This is a genomic window from Streptomyces sp. NPDC093064, assembly GCF_044754605.1.
Taxonomy (GTDB): Bacteria; Actinomycetota; Actinomycetes; order Streptomycetales; family Streptomycetaceae; genus Streptomyces.
This window is the reverse complement of sequence record NZ_JBIVPK010000026.1, coordinates 25,481-47,706: the sequence shown is the minus strand read 5'-3', so window position 1 is coordinate 47,706 and position 22,226 is coordinate 25,481. Positions and strand designations below refer to the sequence as shown.

Genomic DNA, 22,226 nt, shown 5'->3' with positions numbered 1-22,226 from the left:
GCGTCTCAGACGATCCGCGCGCCCACCGCCCGCAGGGCGTCGACGGCCGCGCGGATGGAGGGCCGGCGGTCGGCGTCGGCGCGCCAGACGGCGTAGACGTGCCGCCGGACCACCTGCCGCACCGGGACGGTCCGCACTCCGGCGGGCAGCGGCCCGCGCCCGAGCCGGGGAGCCACGCACACGCCGAGGCCGGCGGCGACCAGGGCGAGCTGGGTGGCGTGCTCCTCGGCGCGGTGCGCGATACGCGGTTCGACGCCCTTGGAGCGCAGGGTGTCCAGCAGCCACTCGTCGCAGAACTCGGCCTCGCCCCAGGCGACCCAGTCGTCGTCCGCGAAGTCCTCCAGGTCGACCTCGGTGCGGTCGGCGCAGGGGTGCGCGGCGGGCAGTGCCACATCGGCGGGGTCGTCGAGGATCGCGGCCCGGCTGAGCCCGTCCGGCACGGGCAGCGGCTTGTTGTACCAGTCGAGGACGACGGACAGGTCCACGTCGCCGCGCAGCACGGCGCGCACGGCCGCGGCCGGCTCCATCTCCGCGGTGTGGACCCGCAGGCTCGGGTGCCGATCGCGCAGATGGGACAGGGCGGCCGGAAACAGCCCGCGCGCGGCGGTCGGGAACGCGCCGAGCCGCAGCTCGCCGACCACCTGTCCGCGCTGCGCCTCCAGATCGGCCTGGGCGAGCTCGACCTGGGACAGGATGCGCGTCGCGTGCTCGGCGAGCAGCCGTCCGGCGTCCGTGAGCCGCACTCCCCGGCCGTTCTTGGCCAGGAGCTGCTGGCCCACCTCCCGTTCCAGCTTGGCCATCTGCTGGGAGACGGCCGACGTCGTCACGTGCATCCCCTCCGCGGCGCCGCTGACCGAGCCGTGCCGCGCGAGGGCGTCCAGCGTGCGCAGGCGCTCCAGATTCAACATGTAAGCAATGCTACGAGATACCGCACGCGAATTCTCGATTGTGCTACGATGTCGTGAGCATGCATCGTACGACCATGAGCAGCACCTCGCCCGCCTCCCCGCAGCCCCCGTCCGGCCCGGCCCGACCGGCCCGTCGTCCCGTGCACTGGCGGATCCGTTTCGCCTTCCTTTCGCTGGTCTGGGGCTTCAGCTTCCTGTTCATGAAGGTGGGCACGGACGGCTTCGCCCCGTTCCAGGTGACGCTCGGGCGGCTGGTGTTCGGCACGGCGGTGCTCGCGGTGGCGATGGCGGTGAAGCGGGAGCGGCTGCCGCGCGGTGCGCGGACCTGGGGGCATCTGGCGGTCGCGGCGTTCTTCCTCAACGCGCTGCCGTTCTCGCTCTTCGCGTACTCGGAGCTGACGATCCCCTCCACCCTCGCGGGGATCTGCAACGCGACCTCGCCGCTGTGGGGCATGGCCCTGTCCCTCGTCGCCCTCTCCGAGGACCGCCCGACCCGGCTCCGGGTCGCGGGCCTCGGGCTGGGCTTCCTCGGCGTGCTGACGGTGCTCGGCGCCTGGCAGGGCTTCCACGGACTGGACGCCGGCGGCACGGCGATGGCGCTGCTGGCCTCGCTGAGCTACCCGGTCGGCTGGATCTACGTACGACGCACCCTGGCGGGTTCTGCCGAGTCCCACCTGTCGCTGACCGGCGGTCAGTTGCTGCTGGCCACGGTGCAACTGGCCGTCGTCACACCGCTGCTCACCAGCGCTCCGGACCATCTGCCCGTCATGCCGCTGCTCGCGATCGCCGCCCTGGGCGCGCTGGGCACCGGCTTCGCGATGCTCGTCCAGTACGGCCTGGTCGCGGAGGTCGGGCCGACCACGGCCCAGATGGTCACGTACTTCGTCCCGGTGATCGCCACCGCCGCCGGTGTCGCCGTGCTGGGCGAGACCCTCACCTGGTCGACCCCGGTCGGCGCGGTGATCGTCCTGGCGGGCGCGGCGCTGACCCAGGCCCGCCCCAAGAACCGCGGCACGTCCGCCGGGCGCGGCACGCCCCGGCCGGACCAGACGCCGGCCTCCGCCCCGAAGACGCCCGAGCCGCCCTCCCGCCCGGAGCCGGCCACGACGGCGTAGGACCAAAAGGAGCGGACGCCTCGGGTCTGCCCTAGACGTAACTCCGCGCGGGCGCAGGGCGCAGGGCCGTCGCCACCGCGTCCGCGAGTCGCTCGGTCTCCTCGTCCCGCAGGGTGGAAACGGTGATCCGGATGCCGGGCGGGGCGGCGAGCCGGTAGCGGGCGCCGGGGGCGACGGCCCAGCCGGCGTGCAGCAGGCTCGCGACGACGCCGGTCTCGTCCGGCACGGGCACCCATACGTTCATCCCGCTGCGCCCGTGGGCCGCGATGCCGCGATCGGCCAGCGCGCCGGTCAGCAGGTCGCGCCGCCGCCGGTAGGACGCGGCCACCGCTCTCGAGTCGAGGGCTTCGTCCGACCACAGCCGCACCACGGCGCGTTGGAGGAGGCGGCTCACCCACCCTGGCCCGAGGCGCTGCCGGCCGTGCACCCGGTCGACCGTGGTCTCGTCCCCGGTGAGCACGGCGAGCCGCAGGTCGGGGCCGTAGGCCTTGGCGACCGAGCGCAGAAAGGCCCAGTGTCGAGTGGCGCCGGCGAGCGGGTGCGGGGGCAGGTCCACGATGCCGTGGCCGTGGTCGTCCTCGATCAGCAGTGTCTCCGGATGTTCCCGGAGGACGGCCCGCAGGGCACGCGCGCGCGTGGCGCCGACCGCGGCGCCGGTCGGGTTCTGCGCGCGGGCCGTGACGATCAGCGCGCGGGCGCCGTCAGTGAGGGCGCGGCGCACGTCGTCGGCGCGCGGGCCCTCGTCGTCCACCCTCACCGGCGCCGTGCGCAGTCCGAGGGCGGGGACGAGGTCCAGGGTGCGGCCCCACCCGGGGTCCTCGACGGCGACGGTGTCGCCGGGCCTGAGATGGGCGGCGAGGACGCGCTCCACCCCGTCGAGGGAACCGGAGAGGACGGCGAGCGGACCGTCCGGCACCCCGTCGGCGTCCAGCGCGGCACGGGCGATCCGGGCCAGCTCCGGCTCCACGGCCACGTCCCCGTAGAGCACCGGCTCACGGTCGGCGAGCGCGGCGGCCGCCGCGAACGCGGGTGCCAGCGGCGGCAGCAGCGCCGGATCCGGGTTGCCGCTCGACATGTCGCGCACGCCCTCGGGCACGTCCACTCGTACAAGGTCACGCCCGGTCGTGGCGGGCGCGGGCCGCACCCGGCTGCCGCGGCGCCCGGCGGTCTCGATGACCCCACGCTCGCGCAGGGTCCGGTACGCGGCCGCGACGGTATTGGGGTTCACCCCGAGCTGGGCCGCCAACTCCCGCATGGGCGGCAGCGGTTGACCCGGCTCCAGGCCCCCGGCGCCCACCGCGCGCTCGATGCTCGCCGCGATCTCGGCTGCGCGCCGCCCTTCGATCCGATACTCTCCTAGCACAAAGCAGATTATGCACTAATGCAATGGAGAACGCAATGCAGGAGACCCAGCCGCCGACGTCGCCGCCCGCTGCCTACGCCCCGACCGACCGCACCGTTCCCACCCGCTCCGCCGACCGGGCGTCGTACGACGGGGAACTGGTGCACGCGATACTCGACGAGGGCTACGTCTGCCACCTCGGCTTCGTGCGCGACGGCGCGCCCGTGGTGCTGCCGACGCTGTACGCCCGGGTCGGCGAGCGGCTCTACGTGCACGGCTCGACGGGCTCGCGCCCGCTGCGGATGGCCGGCAGGACCGACCCCGGGCTGCCGGTCTGCCTGACGGTCACCCATGTCGACGGCCTGGTCCTGGCCCGCTCCGCCTTCCACCACTCGATCAACTACCGCTCGGTGGTGGTGCACGGGACCGCCCACCAGGTCACCGACCCCGAGGAGAAGCGCCTGGCGCTGGACGCCCTGGTCGACCACGTGGTGCCGGGCCGGTCGGCCGACTCCCGCCCCGCCAACACCAAGGAGCTGGCCGCGACCGCCGTGCTCCGCCTGGACCTGGACGAGGTCTCCGCCAAGCTGCGCGTCGGCGGCGTGAACGACGAACCCGAGGACCTCTCCCTGCCGCACTGGGCCGGCGTGGTCCCGGTCCGCAGGGAGTACGGCACCCCGCTCGCCGACCCCGACCTGGCCCCCGGCACCAGGCTTCCCGGCTATCTCACGGCACTGTGACGCTGATCCACCCGTGAGACGCGTCCCGCGAGGACGCCGAGTGGCAACGGTGGCTGTCCGCCCACGACTTCGACCAGCCGCCCTTCATCGCCGGGCACGGCGAGGCGAGCACCTTCGAGTTCGCCTCCAGTGCGGCCCACAGGTCCAGGACCGTGTCGCGACGGCATTCGCGGACCGGGACGGTTCCCGCGACGCGACTGCCAGGAAACCTCTGCTGTGCGGAGGCGCGAACTGAACGCGTGGGCCCGCCCGACGGTGGCCGGGCGGCCCGCTCCGGAAACGCCCGACGCACCCGTCCTGGCCACAGCGGGCGGGCCCTTCCCGGCGACGACCTCGCGGGCCCACCCCGATGACCGGTGTGCGGGTCCCGCCGGTAACGGCCCAGCACACCCGCCACGGCAACGACCGAGCGAGCACCTCCCGGTGACGCCGGACAGGCCCCCCGCGTCGGCCCGGCAAACCCGTCCCGACGACAGGCATGCGGGCCCCGCCCGGTAACGCCCGACGCAACCGCCCCGGTGACAGCCGGACGGCCCCCTCCCGGTGACAGCCCGGTGGCCCGTTCGTTCCCGGTCACGACCGAACGGGCCCATCCCGGCGACAGCCCGGCGGGCCGACCCGGCAACGGGCCCCGGTCCGGGCCCGTCCGGTGTCATGCGAGCGCCGGTTCCTTCACCGTCGTTCGCGCTCCGCGCGCCTCCGTCAGGGCGAGGCCGGCGACTGAGCCGAGCATCAGTGCGGTGCCGACGAGGGTCGCAGCTGTGAGGCGTTCGCCTAGCAGGGCGATGGCCAGCACCGCCGCGCTGACCGGCTCCAGCAGCATGATCACCGAGACCGTGGCCGACCGGACGACGGCCGCGCCCGCGAAGTAGAGCGCGTAGGCCAGGGCCGTCGGGACCGAGGCGATGTACGCCAGCAGCCACAGCACCCGTACGGGGTCGTCGGTGTGCGGCACCAGCCCTTCCCACAGCGCGAACGGCAGCAGGCACAGGCTGGTGACCGCGAACGCCCCGAGGGTCGAACCGGAGTGGTCGGCTGCGCCGTCGCGGCCCCACCAGCGGGTGAGCAGCGTCATCACGCAGTAGCCGGCCGCCGAGAGCAGGGCGAGCAGCACACCCCACGGCCGTACGGCGGCACCGCCGCTGCCCAGCACCAGCACCCCAAGACCGGCCAGCGCCCCGGCGACGGCGGTCAGGCCGGCCCGGCCGATCCGTTCGCCCATTGTCAGGCGGGCGCCGAGCGCGATGAGGACGGGCCCGGCGCCGAGGGTGACGACGGTCGCCACGGCCAGTCCGGTGGCCGCGACCGCGGCGAAGTAGGCCGTCTGGAACACGGCGAGGCCGACGCCGGTGGCACCGGCCCGCAGCAGCCTGCGGCCGAGCGGCACGGGCACGGCCTGCCGGACGCGCGGGCGCAGCAGGCGCGCGGCGAGCAGCAGGACGAAGCCGATGGCACAGCGCCAGAAGGAGAGGGTGACCGGCCCGATGTCGCTGGTCCGGTAGACCAGCGAGGCGGCCGCGCCGGCGGTGCCCCAGGCGGCACCGGCGACGATCAGATAGAGCAGGCCACGCCCGACGGGCAGGCCAAGAGAAGCATGGGACATGAGTCGTCTCCGCAGAGGTGCAGAAGTTCGGGAGGCACGACCCCGTCGGTCGGGATCGTGCGGACTTCCTCTGCGGGCAGCACCGTTCGGCCCGGCTCGTCGCCGGGCGCGCTCACCGGAGGGCCCGCCTCAGGCGGCCGGAGGCGGAAGAACGAGTGCGTCCGAATGCATGATCCGTACCCTAGGCCGCCGTTCCCCGGGCCGACAACTCCCTTTCCGCCCCGCCGCTCGCCACCGGCTCCGCCGAGCCCTTCGACGGCGTGGAGGACTGCGCGATGAACGCGCCGAGCAGGACGACCGCGCCACCGACGACCTGCGGCGCCGAGAGACGCTCGCCGAGCAGCACCCAGGCCAGCACGGTCGCGATGACCGCCTCCAGGCATGCCACCACACCGGCGACCTGCGGCGAGAGCCGCCGCACGGAGAGCACCCCGGTGACGTACGCCAGGACCGTGGCGACCAGTACGACCCACAGCAGCAGGGCGACGGCCGGGACCGACGTGCCGTTCATGTCCGCGCTGTGCGCGAGCACCGACCAGTCCATGTTCCAGGGTCGTGCCACGACGGTCAGGACGGCGGCGCCGATCAGCAGTCCGTAGGCGATGACCCCGAGCGGGTTCGGGGCCGCGTCGCCCGCGTCGCCGCCCTGGTCGGACAGCACGAAGTAGCCGACCTGGCAGCAGGCCGCGCCGAGCGCGAGCAGCAGTCCGAGGACGTCGAAGCGCAGGCCGGACCACACCTCGACGACACAGGCGAGTCCGCCCGCCGCGAGGACCACGCCGAAGGCGGCGGCCCGGGTGACCGGCCGCCGCTGCACGAACCGGACCCAGCCGAGCACCAGGGCGGGCGCCAGGTACTCGATGAGCAGGGCGACGCCGACGGGTATCCGGGAGAGCGCGGCGAAGTAGCAGGCCTGGACGCCGGCGACGGCGAGCAGGCCGAACCCGGCGAGCAGGGCGGGGCGGCTGCGCAGCAGCGCGCGGTGGCGTACGGCGAGCGGCAGCATGACCAGGGCCGCGCCGGTGGCGCGCAGCCACACCACGTGCAGCGGGTCGAGGCCCGCCTCGATCAGCGGCTTGGCCGCGACACCGGAACCGCCGAAGGCGACCGCGGAAAGGAGCGCGAGACCGAGCCCGACACCCTTGCCGGGGCGGCCCTGACTGATCTGAGACGTACGCACCGGCACATGATGACAGGCGATGACATGAGCGTCATCTTCGATGGCACCTGTCTCACCGCCTGGACGGGGCCATCACCGGGCATAACGAACAAAAGACCCGGAACACCTCGACGGCACGCCCGCCCCGGCCGACCCTCCCGTCCCTCCTCAGTAGGCGGGCCCGCCGTCCGCGGCGTACTCCCCCGGACAGTCCTTGGCATCGTTGTCGAGCCGCGCGGCGAGCTCTCCCGCGTCGATCGCCGCGCGGGTGAGCACCTCGACGGCCCGCGCCTGCGGGTCCACGACGATCGCCGCGAGCAGGTCGAGGCCGCGCGCCAGGTCGTCGCCGCGCCGGGCGGCGCGCTCGCAGGCGTACTCCAAGGCGATGGAGGCCATCGGCGAGAGGCCGTCGGCCTCCGTCACCACGGGCAGGGCGCCGGAGTCCTCGACGGTGCTCTGCCAGCGCAGGCCGTATCCGATGCTGCGCTGCACGAGGTAGCCGAGCAGCCGGGCGATCTGCGGTCCGCCGTCGAACACGGCGCGCACCTCAGGGTCGGACTCCAGAAGCGTGTGCAGCAGATGGGCGGTGTCGATCTGCCGGTCCCCGTCCCGGACGGCCCTTCTGCGGGCACCGGCGACCGCCGCCGCCAGCTCGGCACTGAGCCGGGCGTCGTCGTCCGGACGGAGGGCGTCCTGCCCGGAGGGCGGCTGCCGGGGAACACGGGATTGCACATCGTCCAGCTCACCAGCCTCTCCGGCTCCGGTCATCCCCGGCGGGAAGCATTTCGGCGTCCCACGGGAAGTGGACCCGGGCAGACGGAATCTCCTCCTTACGGATGAGATCGGGACGCATCCGCACAGTCGCTCCCCGGGGAGCACACAGGCGCGCGGGTCGTCTGCGGCTCCCCGGCGCGGAGAGCACGGAGGGGGCCCGGGCCCCGCGGCCGACCGTCAGTCCTCGTCGGCGAGGATCAGGTACAGCTTCTTGCGGGCCTCGTTGATGACGGCGAGCGCCTTCTCGCGCTGCTCCTTGCTGCCCGTCTTCCACACCTGCCCGAAGGCCTCCATCAGGCCGAAGCCGGCCTGCCGGATCTCGCCGAGGGCCTCCCAGTCGACTCCGCGCGAGGCCTCCTCCCAGGGCGCGTCCGGCCCCTCTTCGGCGGCGGTACGGCCCGCCTCGGTGAGCGAGAACAGCTTCTTGCCACCTTCGCTCTGACTGACGATCAGGCCCTCGTCCTCCAGCAGTTGGAGGGTGGGATAGACCGAGCCGGGGCTGGGCTTCCACGCGCCGCCGCTGCGCTCGGCGATCTCCTGGATCATCTCGTAGCCGTGCATGGGACGGTCCTTCAGCAGGGCCAGGATCGAGGCCCGTACATCACCGCGCCGGGCCCGGCCGCGCGGTCCGCCGCGCCCTCGCCCGCCCCAGTGCCCCGGGCCGAAACCCGGTCCGAAGCCGGGGCCGAAACCCGGTCCGCCCGGGCCGAAGGGCCCGAAGGCCGCCCGGCGCTCCTCGAAACCGCCGCGGCCGCGCCGGGGACCGCCCTGCCGGTGCCCGTGCTCGAATCCATGGGTACGCATCGCAACCACTCCATTCCATCGTCGATCTGTCACGATGCTTCAACGATATATCGGAACAGCTCGCTTGGCCACCCTCTCCGAACTGCGACTGACCTGTGTCAGTGGGTGTTGATCGACTGCCACGGAAGGCCGATCGATTGACTTCTGTGACAATTAGGGATGACTGCCTGCGGGGTTTGTGACAGTGGAGGATGACCGCAGACGGCGACGATCACTCTGCTCGACGGGTCTGTAGTGTGCGGCAATGACAAGAAGCGAGCGGCTCGCGGAGCAGTTGGACTGGTACTGGCGCAAGAACCTGCGGCCACGGCTGGACGGTCTTACCGACGAGGAGTACTTCTGGGAGCCGGTGCGCGGCTGCTGGAGCATCCGCCCACGTGGCACGTCGGCCGCACCGATGTTGGAAGGCTCGGGGGAATGGACGATGGACTCCGCGTCCCCTGCCCCGGTGCCGGCACCGGTGACCACGATTGCCTGGCGGCTGGCGCACATCATCGTCTCGTGCCTGGGCTATCGGGTCGGATGGTACTTCGGCGGCCAGGACGTCGACTCCCAGACATTCGCCTACGCGGGGACCGCTGACGAGGCGCTGAAACAGCTCGATGAGATGTATGGGAGATGGAACGCGGGGGTCCGCGAGCTCTCCGACGCTGACCTGGACAATCCGCCCACGGTGGGTCTCGAGCGGTTTCCCATGGAGAACAGGGTCCTGCACGTCAACAGGGAGCTGATCCATCACGGCGCCGAGATTTCCCTGCTGCGCGACCTCTACCGCTGGCAGGACGGAGCCGTGCCGCGCCGAATATGACTTTCGGTAACCGGCGATCGAGCTTCGAAAACCTACGTGGACCCGTGACGCTCCGTGGCTGCTGCCGAGAGGCCTTTCAACCTTCCCCACGTTCTTCTTCGGGACAGGACAGCGTCGTCTTCCGTCGTCGATATGCCTTCTGGCGGCAGCGCTGGGAGCATGTCCGGCGCTGTGACCTGCGGCTTCCTTCTGGCATAGGGCCTGAACAGCCTGGGCAGCGCGGTGATTCAAGGGATTCGTTGCGGGTCGAGCTGCAGGTCCCGGCAACGGGACGGGGCTTGGGGTTGTCGCCGCACGTTGCTCTCCGGATGACCGGTAGGCCCGCTGACGGCATCGGGCTGAACACGTGCGGCGCCGTGACTGTCCGCGGCCAGGAGGCAGCGGCTGTTCGCAGATCTCGCATGTGCGGGGCGGGTCCGGTGTACGCAGTGGTCTTGTTCTCCAGCGGTAGGCGGACTGGCGGCAGCGTTGCGAGCACGTGCGTCGTCGGCTCTTCGCGGTGCCCGGTGCCAGGGGGCCTTCGCAGACCGGACAGGCCGGGGGTGAGTCGCCCTCCGGGTTCGAAGGCGCCTGGGCGGCCTGTTGGTTGCGTTGCTGTCGTTCGAGGTAGGCGGTCCGTCGGCAGGCCGACGAGCAGAGCGGGCGGCGCTGGCCGATCTGTATCCGCATGACTTTGCCGCAGATCCGGCAGGGTTCCCGGCGCCACTCGCTGGCGGGGTAACGCTTGCGGTGTCTCCTCTGGCGACAGGCCCTCGAGCAGGTCAGGGGTTTGGCGCCGAACATCGACTTGCGCCGGATCGGGGCCCCGCATTCCTTGCACTCGACCGTGTTCAGGATCAGCTGAAGATCGGCCAGGTCACGGCTGGCGGCCGCGGCGATGCGGGGCCAGGTCGGTCTGCCGAGGTGTTGGGGTGGTTCGGCACGGTATTTCCGCAGGTAGGCGGGAGGAAGGAAGTTCGCCTGGGCCAGGCGTGTGATGAACGAGGCGGCTCCTTCTACGCGCTGCGGACGGACCGTGAACGGAAGGCGGGCGACCTCGGTGTCCGGGGCCGGCGACGTCATCCGTCGGTGCCGGGCTGTTTGCGGCGGGAGGCGATGTCGAGGTCGACGGCCAGCAGTCCTGCTTTGGTGATCTTTTCGGTGCCGGTGAGGATGGCGTCGACGGCGGCCCCGCGGAGCTGGTGGGACAGGGTGCCGATCATGCCGCCGGTGCGGGCGTGCAGGAACCGGTCCAGGCGGGTGAGGGTGCCGGGCTTGTGCTGGTGCAGCAGGAGGTTCGCCCCCAACTGGGCGACCAGGGCCTTCCATTCCGCGTTGTAGGGGAAGGGGTGGGTGTCCACTGCCGTGAACCGGGCGGCGATCTGGTCGCCGCGGGTTCCGGTCAGGAGACTGCTGTCCTCGATGTCGATGCCCGCGTAGGCGAAGGTCGCCGGGATCCGCTCGGAGAAGTACTTGAGTGTGTCGGATGCGTCGGCTCCGGTGCGGGTCTGCAGCGAGATGTTGTGGATTTCGTCGACCAGGACGAGGCTGGTGCGGGCCTTGGTGCAGACGCCGACCACGGCTTCGGTGAGGTCGGTGATGTTGGAGCTTCGCAGGACCGGGAGGCCGAGGAACCGGGCGAACTCGGCGGCGATCATGCGGGGGGGGTCGCGGCGGGCGGAACGGTGATGTAGATGACCGGTATGCGCTCGTCTTGCCCGGGGTGCCGGCGACGGTCCTGGAGTTCGTGGGCCAGGCCCAGCTGGGTCAGGGCGATCGTCTTGCCGGTGTTGGCCGGACCAGTGACGATCAGGCCCCGGCGTGCGCTGATGGCACCGCGGTTGAGGACGGTCAGGCGACGTCCGCAAGTGACGGTGCGGCGGACGGTGGAGGTGGCGACCACCTGGAGACGGGCGTGGTGGTCGAGCCGGTCCTCGTCGTAGTCGTACTTCTCCTCTTTGCTCAGGGCATCGTACTCGTTCTTCGTCAGCACGGTCATCGTGGTGCTGGTCGTCGACGCGACGAACTGCTGCCAGCCGGGCAGGACGGTCAGGTACTGGCCGAAGTCGTCGTGCGGGCCGCTGCCGGCCATCGTCGTCATGATCTCTTCCAGGGATCCTCGAGCGGGTCGAAGAGCCCCAGCGGGATCACCTCGGCCATGGTTTCCTCGTCCTCCGCCGGCTCGTGCGGGGCGGGCTCGCCCTGCGTGTTCGTCGGTGGCGGCGCTGTGGCTGCCGTCGGCGTGGTGGCCTTGGTGCGGGCCGCGACGCGGCGGTCCTTCTTGGCCGTTGCGGCTTTCCGGCTCTTCTTCGCCGCCGGCCGGGCGGGGCCGGCGTGTGCGCGGGTGAGCAGGGCGGCCACTGCTTGGGCGAGTTCTTCCTCGGTGGCCTTGGACAGTTGGTGGCTGACGTGGTCCCAGGCCAGGTCGCCGAAGGGGACCGGAGCCCGGTTCAGGTACTTCCAGGTCGCCTGGATCCATTCGCCGCCGCCGCGGTGATTGCGTACCCAGACGCGGGAGACGTCGTAGGGGTCGCGGTGGACCTCCCAGAGTCCGCGTTTGGCGGTGATGCCCGAGTCGCGGCGTCGCATCGGCCCGAGTTCGGGGGCGTCGTAGGTGCGGTTGTTGATCCGGATGCCGTAGGAGTTGACGGCCCGCCAGGCCGCGGGCAGGAGTTCGATGTAGTCCTGGCCGCTGAGTGCGACCGGGACGTAGCCGCAGGCCTCGACCAGGGCGGCGTACTTCTGGTTGGGGGTGAACAGGCGTCCCGGGTGGTCGGGATCACGCAGCCCCTCGTGCGGGCGGTTCTGCCAGTGGGCGACGATCCACTCGTCCAGCAGGTCCTGGAGTTCAGGCAGTGACCACAGGTTCTCCTCCTCCGGGTACCGGCCGCGGTGGTCGGTGTTGCGGCCGGTGTAGCCGGGGAGGAACTGGGCGAACATCGTCGCGACGGAGCCCAGCATTTTCTCGATGTGGCCCTTCTCGAAGGGCGAGCCCTTGTGCGTGGGTTGGAAGTCGATCTCCAGGAACCGGCAGGAAGCCCGGAAGTTGTGCGAGACGAACACCTTGCCGTGATCGCAGACGATCATCTCCGGGACGATCACCGGCTTGGCTGCGGCGTGCTCGAGGCGTTCGTCGATGGTCAGCAGGCGGCGGTGCGGCAGCACCGAGCGCGACATCTTCAGTGCGTCGATCCAGCCCGGCCGCATCAATTCCGGCGTGACCGTGCGGGCCAGCAGCACGCTGGCGTCGACCGACTTCGTGGTGGGTCTGAGCACCACCGCGGTGAGCGTCCTGGACGCGACGTCGATCATGCCGGTCAGTTCGACCTTGCCGACCACTCCGTCGTCGAGGCGGACCATGACGTCCAGCGGAGTGGAGTCGATCTGCATGACCTCGCCCGGAGCCGACACCGTCAGCTCTCCGAACGGGGCAGCGGCCCCGTGGGCCTTCGACCTGCGGGTGACCGCCGACCCGGTCGTGTGCGTGCCCGCCGCCAGCCTGTCCAGCAGCCGGTAGAGCGTTCGCCGCGACGGCAGTCCGGCCAGGTCCCCGCCGTTCTCCCGGAGGATCTCCCCCGTCCTCCAGATCAGGTAGGACCCGTTGCGCGTCGAGGTCTCGACGCCCTCTTTGATCGCCTGCCGCATCGCCGCGACGACGGTGTCCGGTGCCTCACCGAACTCCTTGCGCTTGCGGACCGAACGGTGGTCCACGAGCCTGGCCAGTCCGACCAGGCCGTCCTCCGTGTAGCGGCGTCGCCGCAGCCCCACCGCCCCGGACTTGATCTCGTGGCCGAGAGCCGCGAGTTCGGCAGCCTTGGTCTTCTGGCGTGAGGTCACGGACGTGCCCGGTCCGTAGCCCGGCCGTGGCGGTGTTCCGGGTTCGACGCCGGGTGGCAGGCCGTGCAGGACCTCGAGGATGTGTTCTTCCCACCAAAGTGCCCGCTTCATCACGTCGGGAGCGAAGGTCTCCAGCAGGCCGGACGGGGGCAGCGGCATGCGTTCGGGCTGGAAGAGGATCTCGAAGTCCGCGGTCTCGAACAGGTCGATCAGAGCGACCACTCGGTGCGGTGTCTCAGTGTCCTCCAGCACCGCCGCCTGTGCGGTGACCTCGAGAACCCCCCTGACCTGGCCCTCGAACCGGATCCGCTGGCCGACCGCCAAGGCCGGCGGCCGCTTCAGGCTGCCCATGCGTTTCCTTCCGTCCAGACCAGGCTGTCGGTCTCCATCAGTCCTCCCACCAGGTCCGTCTTCAAGGCACCGGACCACAGCAGATGGAACAGCACCGGCAGAACCTGCAGACGGTCTCCGACCAGCCCGGCGCCGTCCCAGAGCCCCATCGGTTCGCGGAAGACCTCCAGCAGCCGGGCCGCCACCGGCGCCGGTCGAGCGCAGCGGGCCCGCCGATACCGGGACAGCCAGCGGACATTCGCCATGAACACCGACTCGGGCCGCCCGGCCCACTCGAACTCCCAGCCCACGGCCCGGCAGGCATGCCCGGTCGCGTCGAACGCCTCCTGCGTCGCCTCATCCATCTCGTCCGCGGCCCGGACGTCAACGATGCGGGCGCCGCCGTCGGACAGCCGGACGAAGTAGTCGGGAGCGTGCCGACGCTTGCGGGTGCCGTCGTGCCAGTGCAGCCAGAACGGCTGCGAGGCGATCGCGACCACGTGCGGATCACGGTCCAGCAGGATCAGCCGGTCCCGCTCCAGCCACGACTCGTAGCCGACGTGATCCCGCATCGTCGACGAGTAGTACCAGCCCGCGAACCCGTGGCCGTCCTTGCGCCAGCTGAACTCCCGTACCGGGTCCACAGCCTCGAACGGCATGTCCCAGCTGGCCCCCAGGGATCGGCGCACGAGCGTGCCGTTGACGGAAAAGGCCAGGTCAAAGGCCGCCAGGGCAACCTCTTCGAACACACCGACAGGTGCCCCCACCACGTCCCCCGCGTACCTGTACACCGAATGATCAACCTGCGGTGGCACAAACTAGCGTTGATCATCCTTCAGTGGCAATCGATCAGCGATCACTGGCACAGGTCAGCGACTTCCCCTGCCCCAAGGCCGCAGGCCCTGGATTGGCCTTGGTTCGCCACTCGCCGGAGCCCTTACCGTCTGGGCATGCGGATTCGAATCGTCGACGCCTTCACCGACCGCCCGTTCACCGGCAACCCCGCGGGGGTGCTGCTGCTGGACGCCTTCCCCGAGGACGACTGGCTCCAGAAGGTGGCGCTGGAGGTCAACCACGCCGAGACGGCGTTCGCCCACCGACTGCCGGAGGGCGGCGAGGCCGACTGGGCACTGCGCTGGTTCACGCCCGCCACCGAGGTCGCGATGTGCGGTCACGCCACCCTCGCCACCGCCCATGTCCTGCGTACGACGGGCGCTCACGAGGGGCCCGTGCGCTTCGCCACCCGCAGTGGTGTGCTGATTGCCGACCCCGCCGGCGACGGCGCGATCACCCTGGACTTCCCGACCGCCCCGCTCACCGCGGTGGACGTGCCCGACGGGGTCGCCCGGGCCCTGGGTGCCGAGCCCCGCACCGCCTACGACACCGGGGCCAACGTCGGCGACCTGGTCCTGGAGCTGGCCGACGAGAAGACCGTCCGCGGCCTCGCCCCGGACCACAAGGCCCTCGCCGCCTACTCCGCCCGCGGCATCATCGCCACCGCCCGCGCCGAGGACCCCGCCCGCGGCTACGACTTCGTCTCCCGGTGCTTCTTCCCCAACGTCGGCATCGACGAGGACCCGGTCACCGGCAGCGCCCACACGGCCCTGGCCCCCTACTGGTCCGAACGCCTCGGCCGCCCCGACCTCACCGGGCTCCAGGCCTCCGCCCGCTCCGGCCTGGTACGCACCGGCCTGCGCGGCGACCGCACCCTGCTCACCGGCCACGCGGTCACCGTCATCGAGGGCGACCTGCTCGTCTAGTGCTGCGACCGGAAAGGTTTGCCGGAAAGCTCGCGGCGTCCGGTGCTGGGGGCACCTCCCACGCCCTTCAGGCAGTGGGGGAGCATCGCAAGGCGGAGCATCACCCGCGTACTGGATGTACTCGGGTGATGCGACAACGCGGCTGGGGGTCCCCCTGCTCGAAGAGCTTGGGGGAGCCGTGCCGGGCGTCGCGAGCCGGTACGCCGAGGGGGCGTACGACACTGTCGTACGCCCCCTGGCGAGTTCCCCGTGCCGCTCACGCCGTCGGCAGCCAGCCCACCTTCCCGGCCAGCAGGGCGTAGCCCACGAACGCGCCGATGTCGAGCAGGGAGTGCGCCACGACGAGCGGGCCGACCCGGCCCCACCGCCGGTACAGCCAGACGAAGACCACGCCCATCACCATGTTGCCGACGAAGCCGCCGACGCCCTGGTAGAGGTGGTACGAGCCGCGCAGTACGGAACTGGCCACCAGCGCGGACCCCGGGGTCCAGCCCAACTGTCCGAGCCGGCGCAGCAGATAGCCGACGACGATGACCTCTTCGAGGACGGCGTTCTGCAGCGCGGACAGGATCAGCACCGGGAACTTCCACCACACGGCGGGCAGCGCCTCGGGCACCACGGTGAGGTTGAAGCCGAACGCGCGGGCTGCCAGGTAGAAGGCGATGCCGGTGCTGCCGATCACCGCCGCGACCAGCGCTCCGCGGCCGAGATCCGGCCAGGGGCGGGTGCGGTCGAAGCCGAGCGTGCGCAGGCTCCGCCCCTCGCGCAGCAGGAAGTGGGCGACGAGGGCCACGGGGATCAGGGCCGTGGCGATCCCGAAAAGCTGCCAGGCGAGGTCGAGCCAGGGACGGCCCGGGGCGGCGGAGGCGTTGAGCGTGGTGGCCTGGTCCTTGAGCCCACCGGGTTTGGTGACCGACCCGACAAAGCTGATCAGCGCGGACACCCCGCTCGCCCCGAGCGAGAGCCCGAGGACGAGCAGTGTCTCGTCGCGGAGGATCCGCCGCGACGGCCGCTCCTGCGGTTGAGAGTCGCCCACCGGCTGTGACTCCGCCAGCACACCTGCCTCCAGTTCGGTCGTCCCACCACGGGGCGCGCCGGCCCGCCGCACGGGTACGGCCGGATTCCGGCACGGGTGCGCACGCGCGGCGCCACCGTCGTGGGACGTCACAGCTTGCCCGATCCCTCCCCCGCGGGCACGAGTGCCCCCGCCTACGGCGAGGCGGCACCGACGGCTGGGCCCGTCCGCGGTTCAAGGCACAGGGCATCGCAGGTCGTCGCGGGACAGCACACCTAGCCTGCCGGGACCGGTTCCGGCAGGCCGATCGGCCAGGTGTGGACCGGCTCGCCGAACTTCGTCAGCTCGCGGTAGCGCCGGGTCGTGGCGGCCAGGGCGGCTTCCCGGCCCATCCCCTGCTCCAGCGCCTGGTGGAAGGTGGCGGCCTGCCACTCCGCGCCGTTGGTCCGGCGCCGGCACCGCTCCTCGATCACGCCCAGATACAGGTCCCGGTCGGCGCGCTCCACGCCCCAGGCCCTCAGTCCGGCCTCCGCGAGCGGCAGCAGTTCGTCACGGACGAGAGTGACGGCGTCGACCTCGGCCGTGCCCGAGTGGCGTCCGCGCCGGGGCCAGGTGAACCGGGCGTCGATGCCGTGCCGGCAGGCGGCGTCGAAGTTGGCGGCCGCGGCCTCGAAGGGCAGCCGGGTCCACACCGGCCGGGGCTCTTCGGCCAGGGCGCGCACGAGGCCGTAGTAGAAGGCCGCGTTGGCGATCACATCGGTGACGGTGGGTCCGGCGGGCAGCACCCGGTTCTCCACGCGCAGGTGCGGCACGCCGTCCGCGACGTCGTAGACCGGGCGGTTCCAGCGGTAGACGGTGCCGTTGTGCAGGACCAGCTCGGCCAGCTTGGGCACGCCGCCCGCCTCCAGCACGTCGAGGGGGTCCTCGCCGTCGCAGATCGGCAGCAGGGCCGGGAAGTAGCGCAGGTTCTCCTCGAAGAGGTCGTACGCCGAGGAGATCCACCGTTCGCCGAACCAGGTGCGCGGCCTCACTCCCTGGGCCTGGAGCTCGGGCGGGCGGGTGTCGGTGGACTGCTGGAACAGCGGCGGCCGCGACTCCCGCCACAGCTCGCGACCGAAGAGGAAGGGCGAGTTGGCGCCGACGGCTATCTGCGCGGCGCAGGCGGCCTCTGCCGCGTTCCACACGTCCGCGAAACGGCCCGGGGTGACCTGGAGGTGCAGCTGCACGGAGGTGCAGGCGGCCTCGGGCGCGATGGACTTCGAGGTGCAGGTGAGATGTTCCACGCCCTCGATGTCGAGGGTGAAATCCTCTCCGCGGGCCGCCACGATCTGATCGTTCAGCAGCACGTAGCGGTCGACGTCGGAGAGATTGGAGGACACCAGGTCGTCCCGGCCGAGGGTGGGCAGAATGCCGATCATCGCTATTCCGGCGTCCACCTCACCGGCTTTCCGGTCGGCATATGCCAGTGACGTCCGCAGCTCCTCGGCGAGCTGGTCGAATACCCGGCCGCCCAGTCGGTGTGGGGCAATGTTGACTTCCAGATTGAACATGGCGAGTTCTGTTTGGAAGTCACGGCTCGCGATGCGCTCGAGAACTTGCGCATTCAGCATTTTCGGCATGCCGTCGGAGCCGACCAGATTCAATTCGATCTCCAGCCCCATGAGGTTCTTCGGCCGGTCGAACCGCTTCTCTTCCAGCAACCGCTCCAGCCCCGTCAGGCACCGCCGCAGCTTGTCGCGGTACCGGTTTCGGTCCGACAGGTCCAACTGGCCGGCGACGACCTTCTCCCCCATCGCAGCGTCCCTCCTCGCAAGGCGGACCGAAGATCCGGCCGCCGGGGTCCCGGTCAGGAGGGATGATGCCCCGCCAACGCGATCGATAACGTCCCGCTCCCGCCCCGCACCGACTACTCTGGTCCTGTGTGACCGGAGGCACATTCACGGGGCATGCGGCAGCCAGCAGTTTCGGGTACCCCACGAAACTCGTGAAAAACGCCGACAAGATCAGGCCGACCGCCGTGCGGGCACAACCCGAGGTCATCGCGATACGGCTGACGCGGAGCAGGGATGATTCCCGATCAACTCCGACTGAATAGGCTCTTGCCGTTCACATCGAAAACAGCTAGGCGAAACATCACCTGAACATTTGTCGTATAAACTCTGCACCACAGCAGAAGTTGGCGCCCACAGCCCTGAACCCTGTCAGGAGCCCGTGCGGCAGGCCGCGCCCCGCACCCCTCGCTCACCAGAGCCCGGCCCCAGCCTGCTCCTGCCCTGAGAGCAGACAACGCCGTCCGCACCCAGCCCGCCCTCGCGCCACCGTGCCTGCCGAATGAGAGGCGACCCACCATGCCGCTGCATGTACCCCCGGCTCCCGCGCCCGCCCTGCGCTCCGTCCTCACGGCACTCGGTTCCCCCACCGCGGTCCGCGAGGCCGGGTCCCCCGCACTGCGCTCGGCCCAGGAGCCCGCGATCCCCGAGCTTCCGCTGCCGGTGCACGTCCTGGACCGGATCACCCCCGAGGGAATCTCCGCGACCAGGCTGGCCGGATGGCGCTTCCTGATCCGCTGCGGCGACCACGCGGTGGCGGCGGCCGAGACCATCCTGACCCCCGACGGCTGGACCTTCTCGCACTTCTTCGAGGGCCCCTACGTCGCCTCCACCGAGCGCGCGTTGCGCCAGGCGGAGGCCCTGAGCCAGCCGTACCAGCCGCGACTGCTGTCCATACCCAGCCTGTACATGCTCACGCTGTGGCTGCACGGCGCCCTCTCGGACGACGGCGCCACCGGCCACCCCGCCGCCACCGACCTGCTCGTGCCGCTCGCGCCGGCCCCGCCCGGTATCGCGGCCTACCTTCCGCACCAGGTCGCCGACCTGCTCCCGCTCCTCACCCACCGGGTGACCCCGATCCGGCTCATGGGCTCCCGCGCCTGACCGCCCGCCCGCCGATCGGCCTCGTACCCCGCTGCCGGAATCCCCGGCGGCGGGGTACGACGCCGTTCAGCCGCCGAAGACACTCGTACGTGGCGAAATCCGCTCGCACGACCCGCGTTCGCGACAGGGGGTCCCATCGGACTAGCCCCATCCGGCCAGTGCGAACCATCCGAAGAGGCGGTGCTGTCGGGATGAACCGCTCGTGCGTGTGACGCGTCTCCAACCGGTGAGAAGCGGTGCTGCGAAATCCCTGCGGAATCAGGCCCGTGGGGGAACACTGGTTTTGGACCGACTCGACAACGGGGGGCGGCCATGGAGAACACCATCAGCCGCGGGACACGTACGACAGCCGACAGCGACCACACGACAGAGCGAAAGATCCCATCAATGTGCCAGCATCAGCCACCGTGCCCGTCAGCCGACTCCGCCGACCGGGAATCCGCCCGTCTCGTGGCGCACCACCCGGAGCAGGGCTGGAGCCTGCTGTGCAACGGCGTCCTGTTCTTCGAGGACACCGGTGAGCTCCTGCCGGACGGCCAGATCATCGCCCCGCACCGCCCGCTGGGCGCCGACCGGGTGGTGACCGCCGCCTGAGCACCACCGGGCGGCTTCGGCGAACCGCCCGCGGATCACCAGGGGCCGGCGCGCACGTCCGCGCGGACCGGCCCCGACGCGTGTCCGGGGCCGACAACTCTCGGTGACCGGTCGGTGACATCGTCGCCGTCCCGGGAGCCGCCCGTCACGGCGTAGGTCCGGATGCCTCCCGCCACCGACGCTGCACGGGGCCGCCGACGGTCAGCCGCCGACGGGTCGGCGCGGATGCCGCGCCTGGTAGTCGAACCAGTCGAAGGCCGCGCTGCCCTCGGTGACGTACATGCCGATCACCCGCCCGGTGAAGCCGGCCGCGACCTGGGTGGACAGATAGCGCCCGTCGAGTTCGGCCAGCGCCAGCGTGCCCTCCGGGCCCTCGGCCGAGAAGGCGATCACGTCCGGGCCGGCCGCGCGGACCCCGGTCGCCGCCCGCACGCCGGTGGCGGGCCGGTCCGGAGCCGTGACCGTGGGCGGGGGCACGTCGTCCGTGCGGATGTCCACGACCAGGGTGAGCGGTCCGGGCGGCACCGGGTACTCCGCGATCCGCTGCCGCAGCGGCCCGATCCGGGCGACCACGCCCACCACTCCCCCGCCGATCTCCACGTCGTAGTGGTGCGCCTCGTCCAGCCGGACGGACAGGCCGGCCCGGCCCGAGCCCGCCTCGACGCGCACCGCCACCCGGCAGTCGGGGTGCTGCTGCCGGCGTCCGACGAAGGTGTGGCCGGGCCGGTCGAGGCTGTCGCCGGTCGCGTGCAGCGTCAGTCGGCCGTGCTGTTCGCTCAGCGACCAGGAGCCCGCCGGCCTGCTGCGCGGGGAGATCCAGACCGGCGCCAGGGACGGCGCGTCGAAGTCGTCCCGGTCGGGCTGCGGCGGCAGGGGGTGCCAGGCCGCGGGCGCCGGATGCCGCTCGCGCACCGGTCCGACCCGCGGCCACCCGTCCACCCACTCCACCGGGGTCAGGAAGGTCTCCCTGCCGAGCACGTGGAACTCCGGGAACCATCCCCCGGGGCGGGTGCCGAGCAGCACCATCCACCAGGTGCCGTCGGCCGCCTGCACCAGGTCGGCGTGGCCCGTGCACTGGACGGGCAGGTCGGTGCCGCGGTGGGAGAGGACCGGGTTGTCCGGCGCGGGTTCCCAGGGGCCGCGCGGGGAGCGGGCGCGGGCGATCGAGACACCGTGGCCGTGCCCGGTGCCGCCCTCGGCCAGCATGAGGTACCACCAGGTGCCGATCCGGTACAGGTGCGGCGCCTCCGGGTGCTGAAGCCCCGTCCCCGACCAGGCCGGCAGCGGCCCTTCCAGGACCTTGCCGGTCGCCGGGTCGATCCTGGCCACCCGCACCCCGGCGACGGCGCACCAGCAGGAGCCGTCGTCGTCCCAGGCGAGGTCGGGGTCGATCCCGGGCAGGTCGATCCGGACCGGGTCCGACCAGGGCCCCCGCGGATCCTCGGCGCTGACCAGGAAGGTGCCCCCGGCCGCGACGTTGGTGGTGATCACGTAGAAGCGGCCGTCGTGGTGGCGGATCGTCGGGGCGTAGATGCCGGCGGAGACGGGGAGGTCGTCCGGCAGCTCCAACTGCCCCGGCCGGTCCAGCACGTTGCCGATCTGCCGCCAGTGCACCAGGTCGCGGCTGTGGAACAGCGGGACCCCGGGGAAGTACTCGAAGCTGGAGCACACCAGGTAGTGGTCCTCGCCCACCCGGCACACGCTGGGATCGGGGTGGAAGCCTCCGATCACGGGGTTCTCGTACGTCCGCACGGCGGTCGGTCCCTTCACTTCCCGTCACCCCTCACTGAATCCTCGAAACTTTCGCCACTGACGGCGAACCTTCCGGAGCCGCACTGTAGGTGCGGCTCCGGAAGGCGACAAGGGTGCGCGGGGCGCGGGCGGGCCGTCAGCGGCCCGTGGTCAGTTCCCTGAGCGCGATGTTGAGTTGGAGGACGTTCACCCGCGGCTCGCCGATGAAGCCGAGGGTGCGGCTCTCGGTGTGATCCCGCACCAGGTGCTCGACCCGCGCCACGGACAGGTGGTTGCGCTCCGCCACTCGGTGCGCCTGGAGCAGCGCGTACGCCGGGGAGATGTCCGGATCCAGACCCGAACCCGAGGAGGTCACGGCGTCGGCCGGAACCTGGGAGGGCTTCACCTTGTAGTCGGACGTGGAGTTGACCCTGACCACCTCGGCCCGGGCCTGCTCGATGGCCTTGACCAGCTTGGGGTTGTCGGCGGCGAGGTTGGTGGCGCCGGAAAGGATCAGCTTGTACTGGGTGTTCAGGGTGCTCGTGCCCAGCCCGGCGGCCGGGCGCGGCTGGAAGTAGTCGAGGCCGTAGTGCTGTTGCCCGATCAGGGAGGAGCCCACGACCCTGCCACTCTCCCTGACCTCCGAGCCGTTGGCCCGGTGCCCGAGGAGGGCCTGGGCCACGCCCGTGACGACGAGCGGGTAGACGACGCCGGTGAGCAGGGTCAGCGCGAGCAGTGCCCGCAGGCCCGCCGCCAGCAGACGGCCGGTGTTCGCGAAGGACTGGTTCATGTGC

The 22,226-nt window shown here is 71.5% G+C and carries 18 protein-coding genes and 1 pseudogene; 6 read left to right on the top strand and 13 right to left on the bottom strand.

Annotated elements, in window-relative coordinates; all coding sequences use genetic code 11:
• Nucleotides 1–5: 5 nt before the first annotated feature.
• Complete coding sequence (locus ACIQFZ_RS27060) at nt 6–908, bottom strand: LysR family transcriptional regulator (RefSeq protein WP_365419020.1); 903 nt, start codon at nt 906–908, stop codon at nt 6–8.
• Between the two features lie 74 nt (nt 909–982).
• On the opposite strand from ACIQFZ_RS27060, the gene ACIQFZ_RS27055 reads away from it, so the two are divergent.
• Complete coding sequence (locus ACIQFZ_RS27055) at nt 983–2,023, top strand: DMT family transporter (protein WP_402692352.1); 1,041 nt, start codon at nt 983–985, stop codon at nt 2,021–2,023.
• 31 nt (nt 2,024–2,054) lie between these two features.
• Here the strand turns inward: ACIQFZ_RS27055 and ACIQFZ_RS27050 are convergent, their stop codons facing one another.
• The gene (locus tag ACIQFZ_RS27050; protein WP_383059101.1) at nt 2,055–3,386 is read right to left on the bottom strand and encodes an aminotransferase class I/II-fold pyridoxal phosphate-dependent enzyme; all 1,332 of its coding nucleotides are present in this window, start codon (nt 3,384–3,386) and stop codon (nt 2,055–2,057) included.
• Nucleotides 3,387–3,421: 35 nt separating this feature from the next.
• Here ACIQFZ_RS27050 and ACIQFZ_RS27045 point away from each other — a divergent pair, with 35 nt between their 5' ends.
• Nucleotides 3,422–4,105 (top strand): pyridoxamine 5'-phosphate oxidase family protein, encoded by a 684-nt coding sequence (locus ACIQFZ_RS27045; protein WP_383059112.1) that lies wholly within the window; start codon nt 3,422–3,424, stop codon nt 4,103–4,105.
• Between the two features lie 652 nt (nt 4,106–4,757).
• On the opposite strand, the gene ACIQFZ_RS27040 is transcribed toward ACIQFZ_RS27045, so the two are convergent.
• From ACIQFZ_RS27040 to ACIQFZ_RS27025, 4 genes are all read right to left on the bottom strand, one after another.
• On the bottom strand, nt 4,758–5,708 hold the full coding sequence (locus ACIQFZ_RS27040) for a DMT family transporter (protein WP_402692351.1): 951 nt from the start codon (nt 5,706–5,708) through the stop codon (nt 4,758–4,760).
• A gap of 181 nt (nt 5,709–5,889) precedes the next feature.
• Entirely contained in the window at nt 5,890–6,894 is a 1,005-nt protein-coding gene (locus ACIQFZ_RS27035) for an EamA family transporter (RefSeq protein ID WP_365432116.1), read from the bottom strand.
• A 141-nt stretch (nt 6,895–7,035) separates the two neighbouring features.
• Nucleotides 7,036–7,599, bottom strand: coding sequence for a Clp protease N-terminal domain-containing protein (locus ACIQFZ_RS27030; protein WP_383059104.1), 564 nt, complete (start codon nt 7,597–7,599; stop codon nt 7,036–7,038).
• Nucleotides 7,600–7,818: 219 nt separating this feature from the next.
• A complete protein-coding gene (locus ACIQFZ_RS27025) occupies nt 7,819–8,445 on the bottom strand; it encodes a PadR family transcriptional regulator (protein WP_365432110.1) in 627 nt (208 codons plus the stop codon).
• Between the two features lie 244 nt (nt 8,446–8,689).
• On the opposite strand from ACIQFZ_RS27025, the gene ACIQFZ_RS27020 reads away from it, so the two are divergent.
• Complete coding sequence (locus tag ACIQFZ_RS27020; protein WP_365432107.1) at nt 8,690–9,253, top strand: DinB family protein; 564 nt, start codon at nt 8,690–8,692, stop codon at nt 9,251–9,253.
• 1,058 nt (nt 9,254–10,311) lie between these two features.
• Here ACIQFZ_RS27020 and ACIQFZ_RS27015 read toward each other — a convergent pair.
• The 3 genes and pseudogenes from ACIQFZ_RS27015 to ACIQFZ_RS27005 form a co-directional block, all read right to left on the bottom strand.
• Nucleotides 10,312–11,333: pseudogene (locus ACIQFZ_RS27015) on the bottom strand (TniB family NTP-binding protein).
• On the bottom strand, nt 11,330–13,420 hold the full coding sequence (locus ACIQFZ_RS27010; protein WP_402692350.1) for a Mu transposase C-terminal domain-containing protein: 2,091 nt from the start codon (nt 13,418–13,420) through the stop codon (nt 11,330–11,332). The pseudogene ACIQFZ_RS27015 and the gene ACIQFZ_RS27010 overlap by 4 nt, the downstream one beginning before the upstream one ends.
• Nucleotides 13,408–14,190 (bottom strand): TnsA-like heteromeric transposase endonuclease subunit, encoded by a 783-nt coding sequence (locus ACIQFZ_RS27005; protein ID WP_402692349.1) that lies wholly within the window; start codon nt 14,188–14,190, stop codon nt 13,408–13,410. Before ACIQFZ_RS27005 ends, ACIQFZ_RS27010 begins: the two co-directional genes overlap by 13 nt.
• A 159-nt stretch (nt 14,191–14,349) precedes the next feature.
• Here ACIQFZ_RS27005 and ACIQFZ_RS27000 point away from each other — a divergent pair, with 159 nt between their 5' ends.
• Entirely contained in the window at nt 14,350–15,159 is an 810-nt protein-coding gene (locus tag ACIQFZ_RS27000; protein WP_365433939.1) for a PhzF family phenazine biosynthesis protein, read from the top strand.
• A 256-nt stretch (nt 15,160–15,415) separates the two neighbouring features.
• Here the strand turns inward: ACIQFZ_RS27000 and ACIQFZ_RS26995 are convergent, their stop codons facing one another.
• Nucleotides 15,416–16,213: a CPBP family intramembrane glutamic endopeptidase gene (locus tag ACIQFZ_RS26995; protein ID WP_383061143.1), complete on the bottom strand. Its 798-nt coding sequence runs from the start codon at nt 16,211–16,213 to the stop codon at nt 15,416–15,418.
• Nucleotides 16,214–16,449: 236 nt separating this feature from the next.
• On the bottom strand, nt 16,450–17,967 hold the full coding sequence (locus ACIQFZ_RS26990; RefSeq protein WP_365433528.1) for a glutamate--cysteine ligase: 1,518 nt from the start codon (nt 17,965–17,967) through the stop codon (nt 16,450–16,452).
• A gap of 555 nt (nt 17,968–18,522) precedes the next feature.
• On the opposite strand from ACIQFZ_RS26990, the gene ACIQFZ_RS26985 reads away from it, so the two are divergent.
• Together ACIQFZ_RS26985 and ACIQFZ_RS26980 are read left to right on the top strand one after the other, a co-directional pair.
• The gene (locus tag ACIQFZ_RS26985; protein WP_402692348.1) at nt 18,523–19,107 is read left to right on the top strand and encodes a hypothetical protein; all 585 of its coding nucleotides are present in this window, start codon (nt 18,523–18,525) and stop codon (nt 19,105–19,107) included.
• Between the two features lie 387 nt (nt 19,108–19,494).
• Nucleotides 19,495–19,701: a DUF5999 family protein gene (locus ACIQFZ_RS26980; protein WP_281155090.1), complete on the top strand. Its 207-nt coding sequence runs from the start codon at nt 19,495–19,497 to the stop codon at nt 19,699–19,701.
• 201 nt (nt 19,702–19,902) lie between these two features.
• Here the strand turns inward: ACIQFZ_RS26980 and ACIQFZ_RS26975 are convergent, their stop codons facing one another.
• Both ACIQFZ_RS26975 and kdpC read right to left on the bottom strand, forming a co-directional pair.
• Entirely contained in the window at nt 19,903–21,453 is a 1,551-nt protein-coding gene (locus ACIQFZ_RS26975; protein WP_402692374.1) for a glycoside hydrolase family 43 protein, read from the bottom strand.
• 136 nt (nt 21,454–21,589) lie between these two features.
• Nucleotides 21,590–22,222: a potassium-transporting ATPase subunit KdpC gene (kdpC, locus tag ACIQFZ_RS26970; protein WP_402692347.1), complete on the bottom strand. Its 633-nt coding sequence runs from the start codon at nt 22,220–22,222 to the stop codon at nt 21,590–21,592.
• Between the last annotated feature and the right edge of the window lie 4 nt (nt 22,223–22,226).

Bases quoted from the DNA above. Each gene is read 5' to 3' on its own strand.
- ACIQFZ_RS27020 (WP_365432107.1), top strand. From the start codon at position 8,690: ATGACAAGAAGCGAGCGGCTCGCGGAGCAGTTGGACTGGTACTGGCGC.
- ACIQFZ_RS27055 (WP_402692352.1), top strand. From the start codon at position 983: ATGAGCAGCACCTCGCCCGCCTCCCCGCAGCCCCCGTCCGGCCCGGCC.
- ACIQFZ_RS26985 (WP_402692348.1), top strand. From the start codon at position 18,523: ATGCCGCTGCATGTACCCCCGGCTCCCGCGCCCGCCCTGCGCTCCGTC.
- ACIQFZ_RS27010 (WP_402692350.1), bottom strand. From the start codon at position 13,420: ATGGGCAGCCTGAAGCGGCCGCCGGCCTTGGCGGTCGGCCAGCGGATC.
- ACIQFZ_RS27060 (WP_365419020.1), bottom strand. From the start codon at position 908: ATGTTGAATCTGGAGCGCCTGCGCACGCTGGACGCCCTCGCGCGGCAC.
- kdpC (WP_402692347.1), bottom strand. From the start codon at position 22,222: ATGAACCAGTCCTTCGCGAACACCGGCCGTCTGCTGGCGGCGGGCCTG.
- ACIQFZ_RS27000 (WP_365433939.1), top strand. From the start codon at position 14,350: ATGCGGATTCGAATCGTCGACGCCTTCACCGACCGCCCGTTCACCGGC.
- ACIQFZ_RS26990 (WP_365433528.1), bottom strand. From the start codon at position 17,967: ATGGGGGAGAAGGTCGTCGCCGGCCAGTTGGACCTGTCGGACCGAAAC.
- ACIQFZ_RS27040 (WP_402692351.1), bottom strand. From the start codon at position 5,708: ATGTCCCATGCTTCTCTTGGCCTGCCCGTCGGGCGTGGCCTGCTCTAT.
- ACIQFZ_RS27045 (WP_383059112.1), top strand. From the start codon at position 3,422: ATGCAGGAGACCCAGCCGCCGACGTCGCCGCCCGCTGCCTACGCCCCG.
- ACIQFZ_RS26980 (WP_281155090.1), top strand. From the start codon at position 19,495: ATGTGCCAGCATCAGCCACCGTGCCCGTCAGCCGACTCCGCCGACCGG.
- ACIQFZ_RS27025 (WP_365432110.1), bottom strand. From the start codon at position 8,445: ATGCGTACCCATGGATTCGAGCACGGGCACCGGCAGGGCGGTCCCCGG.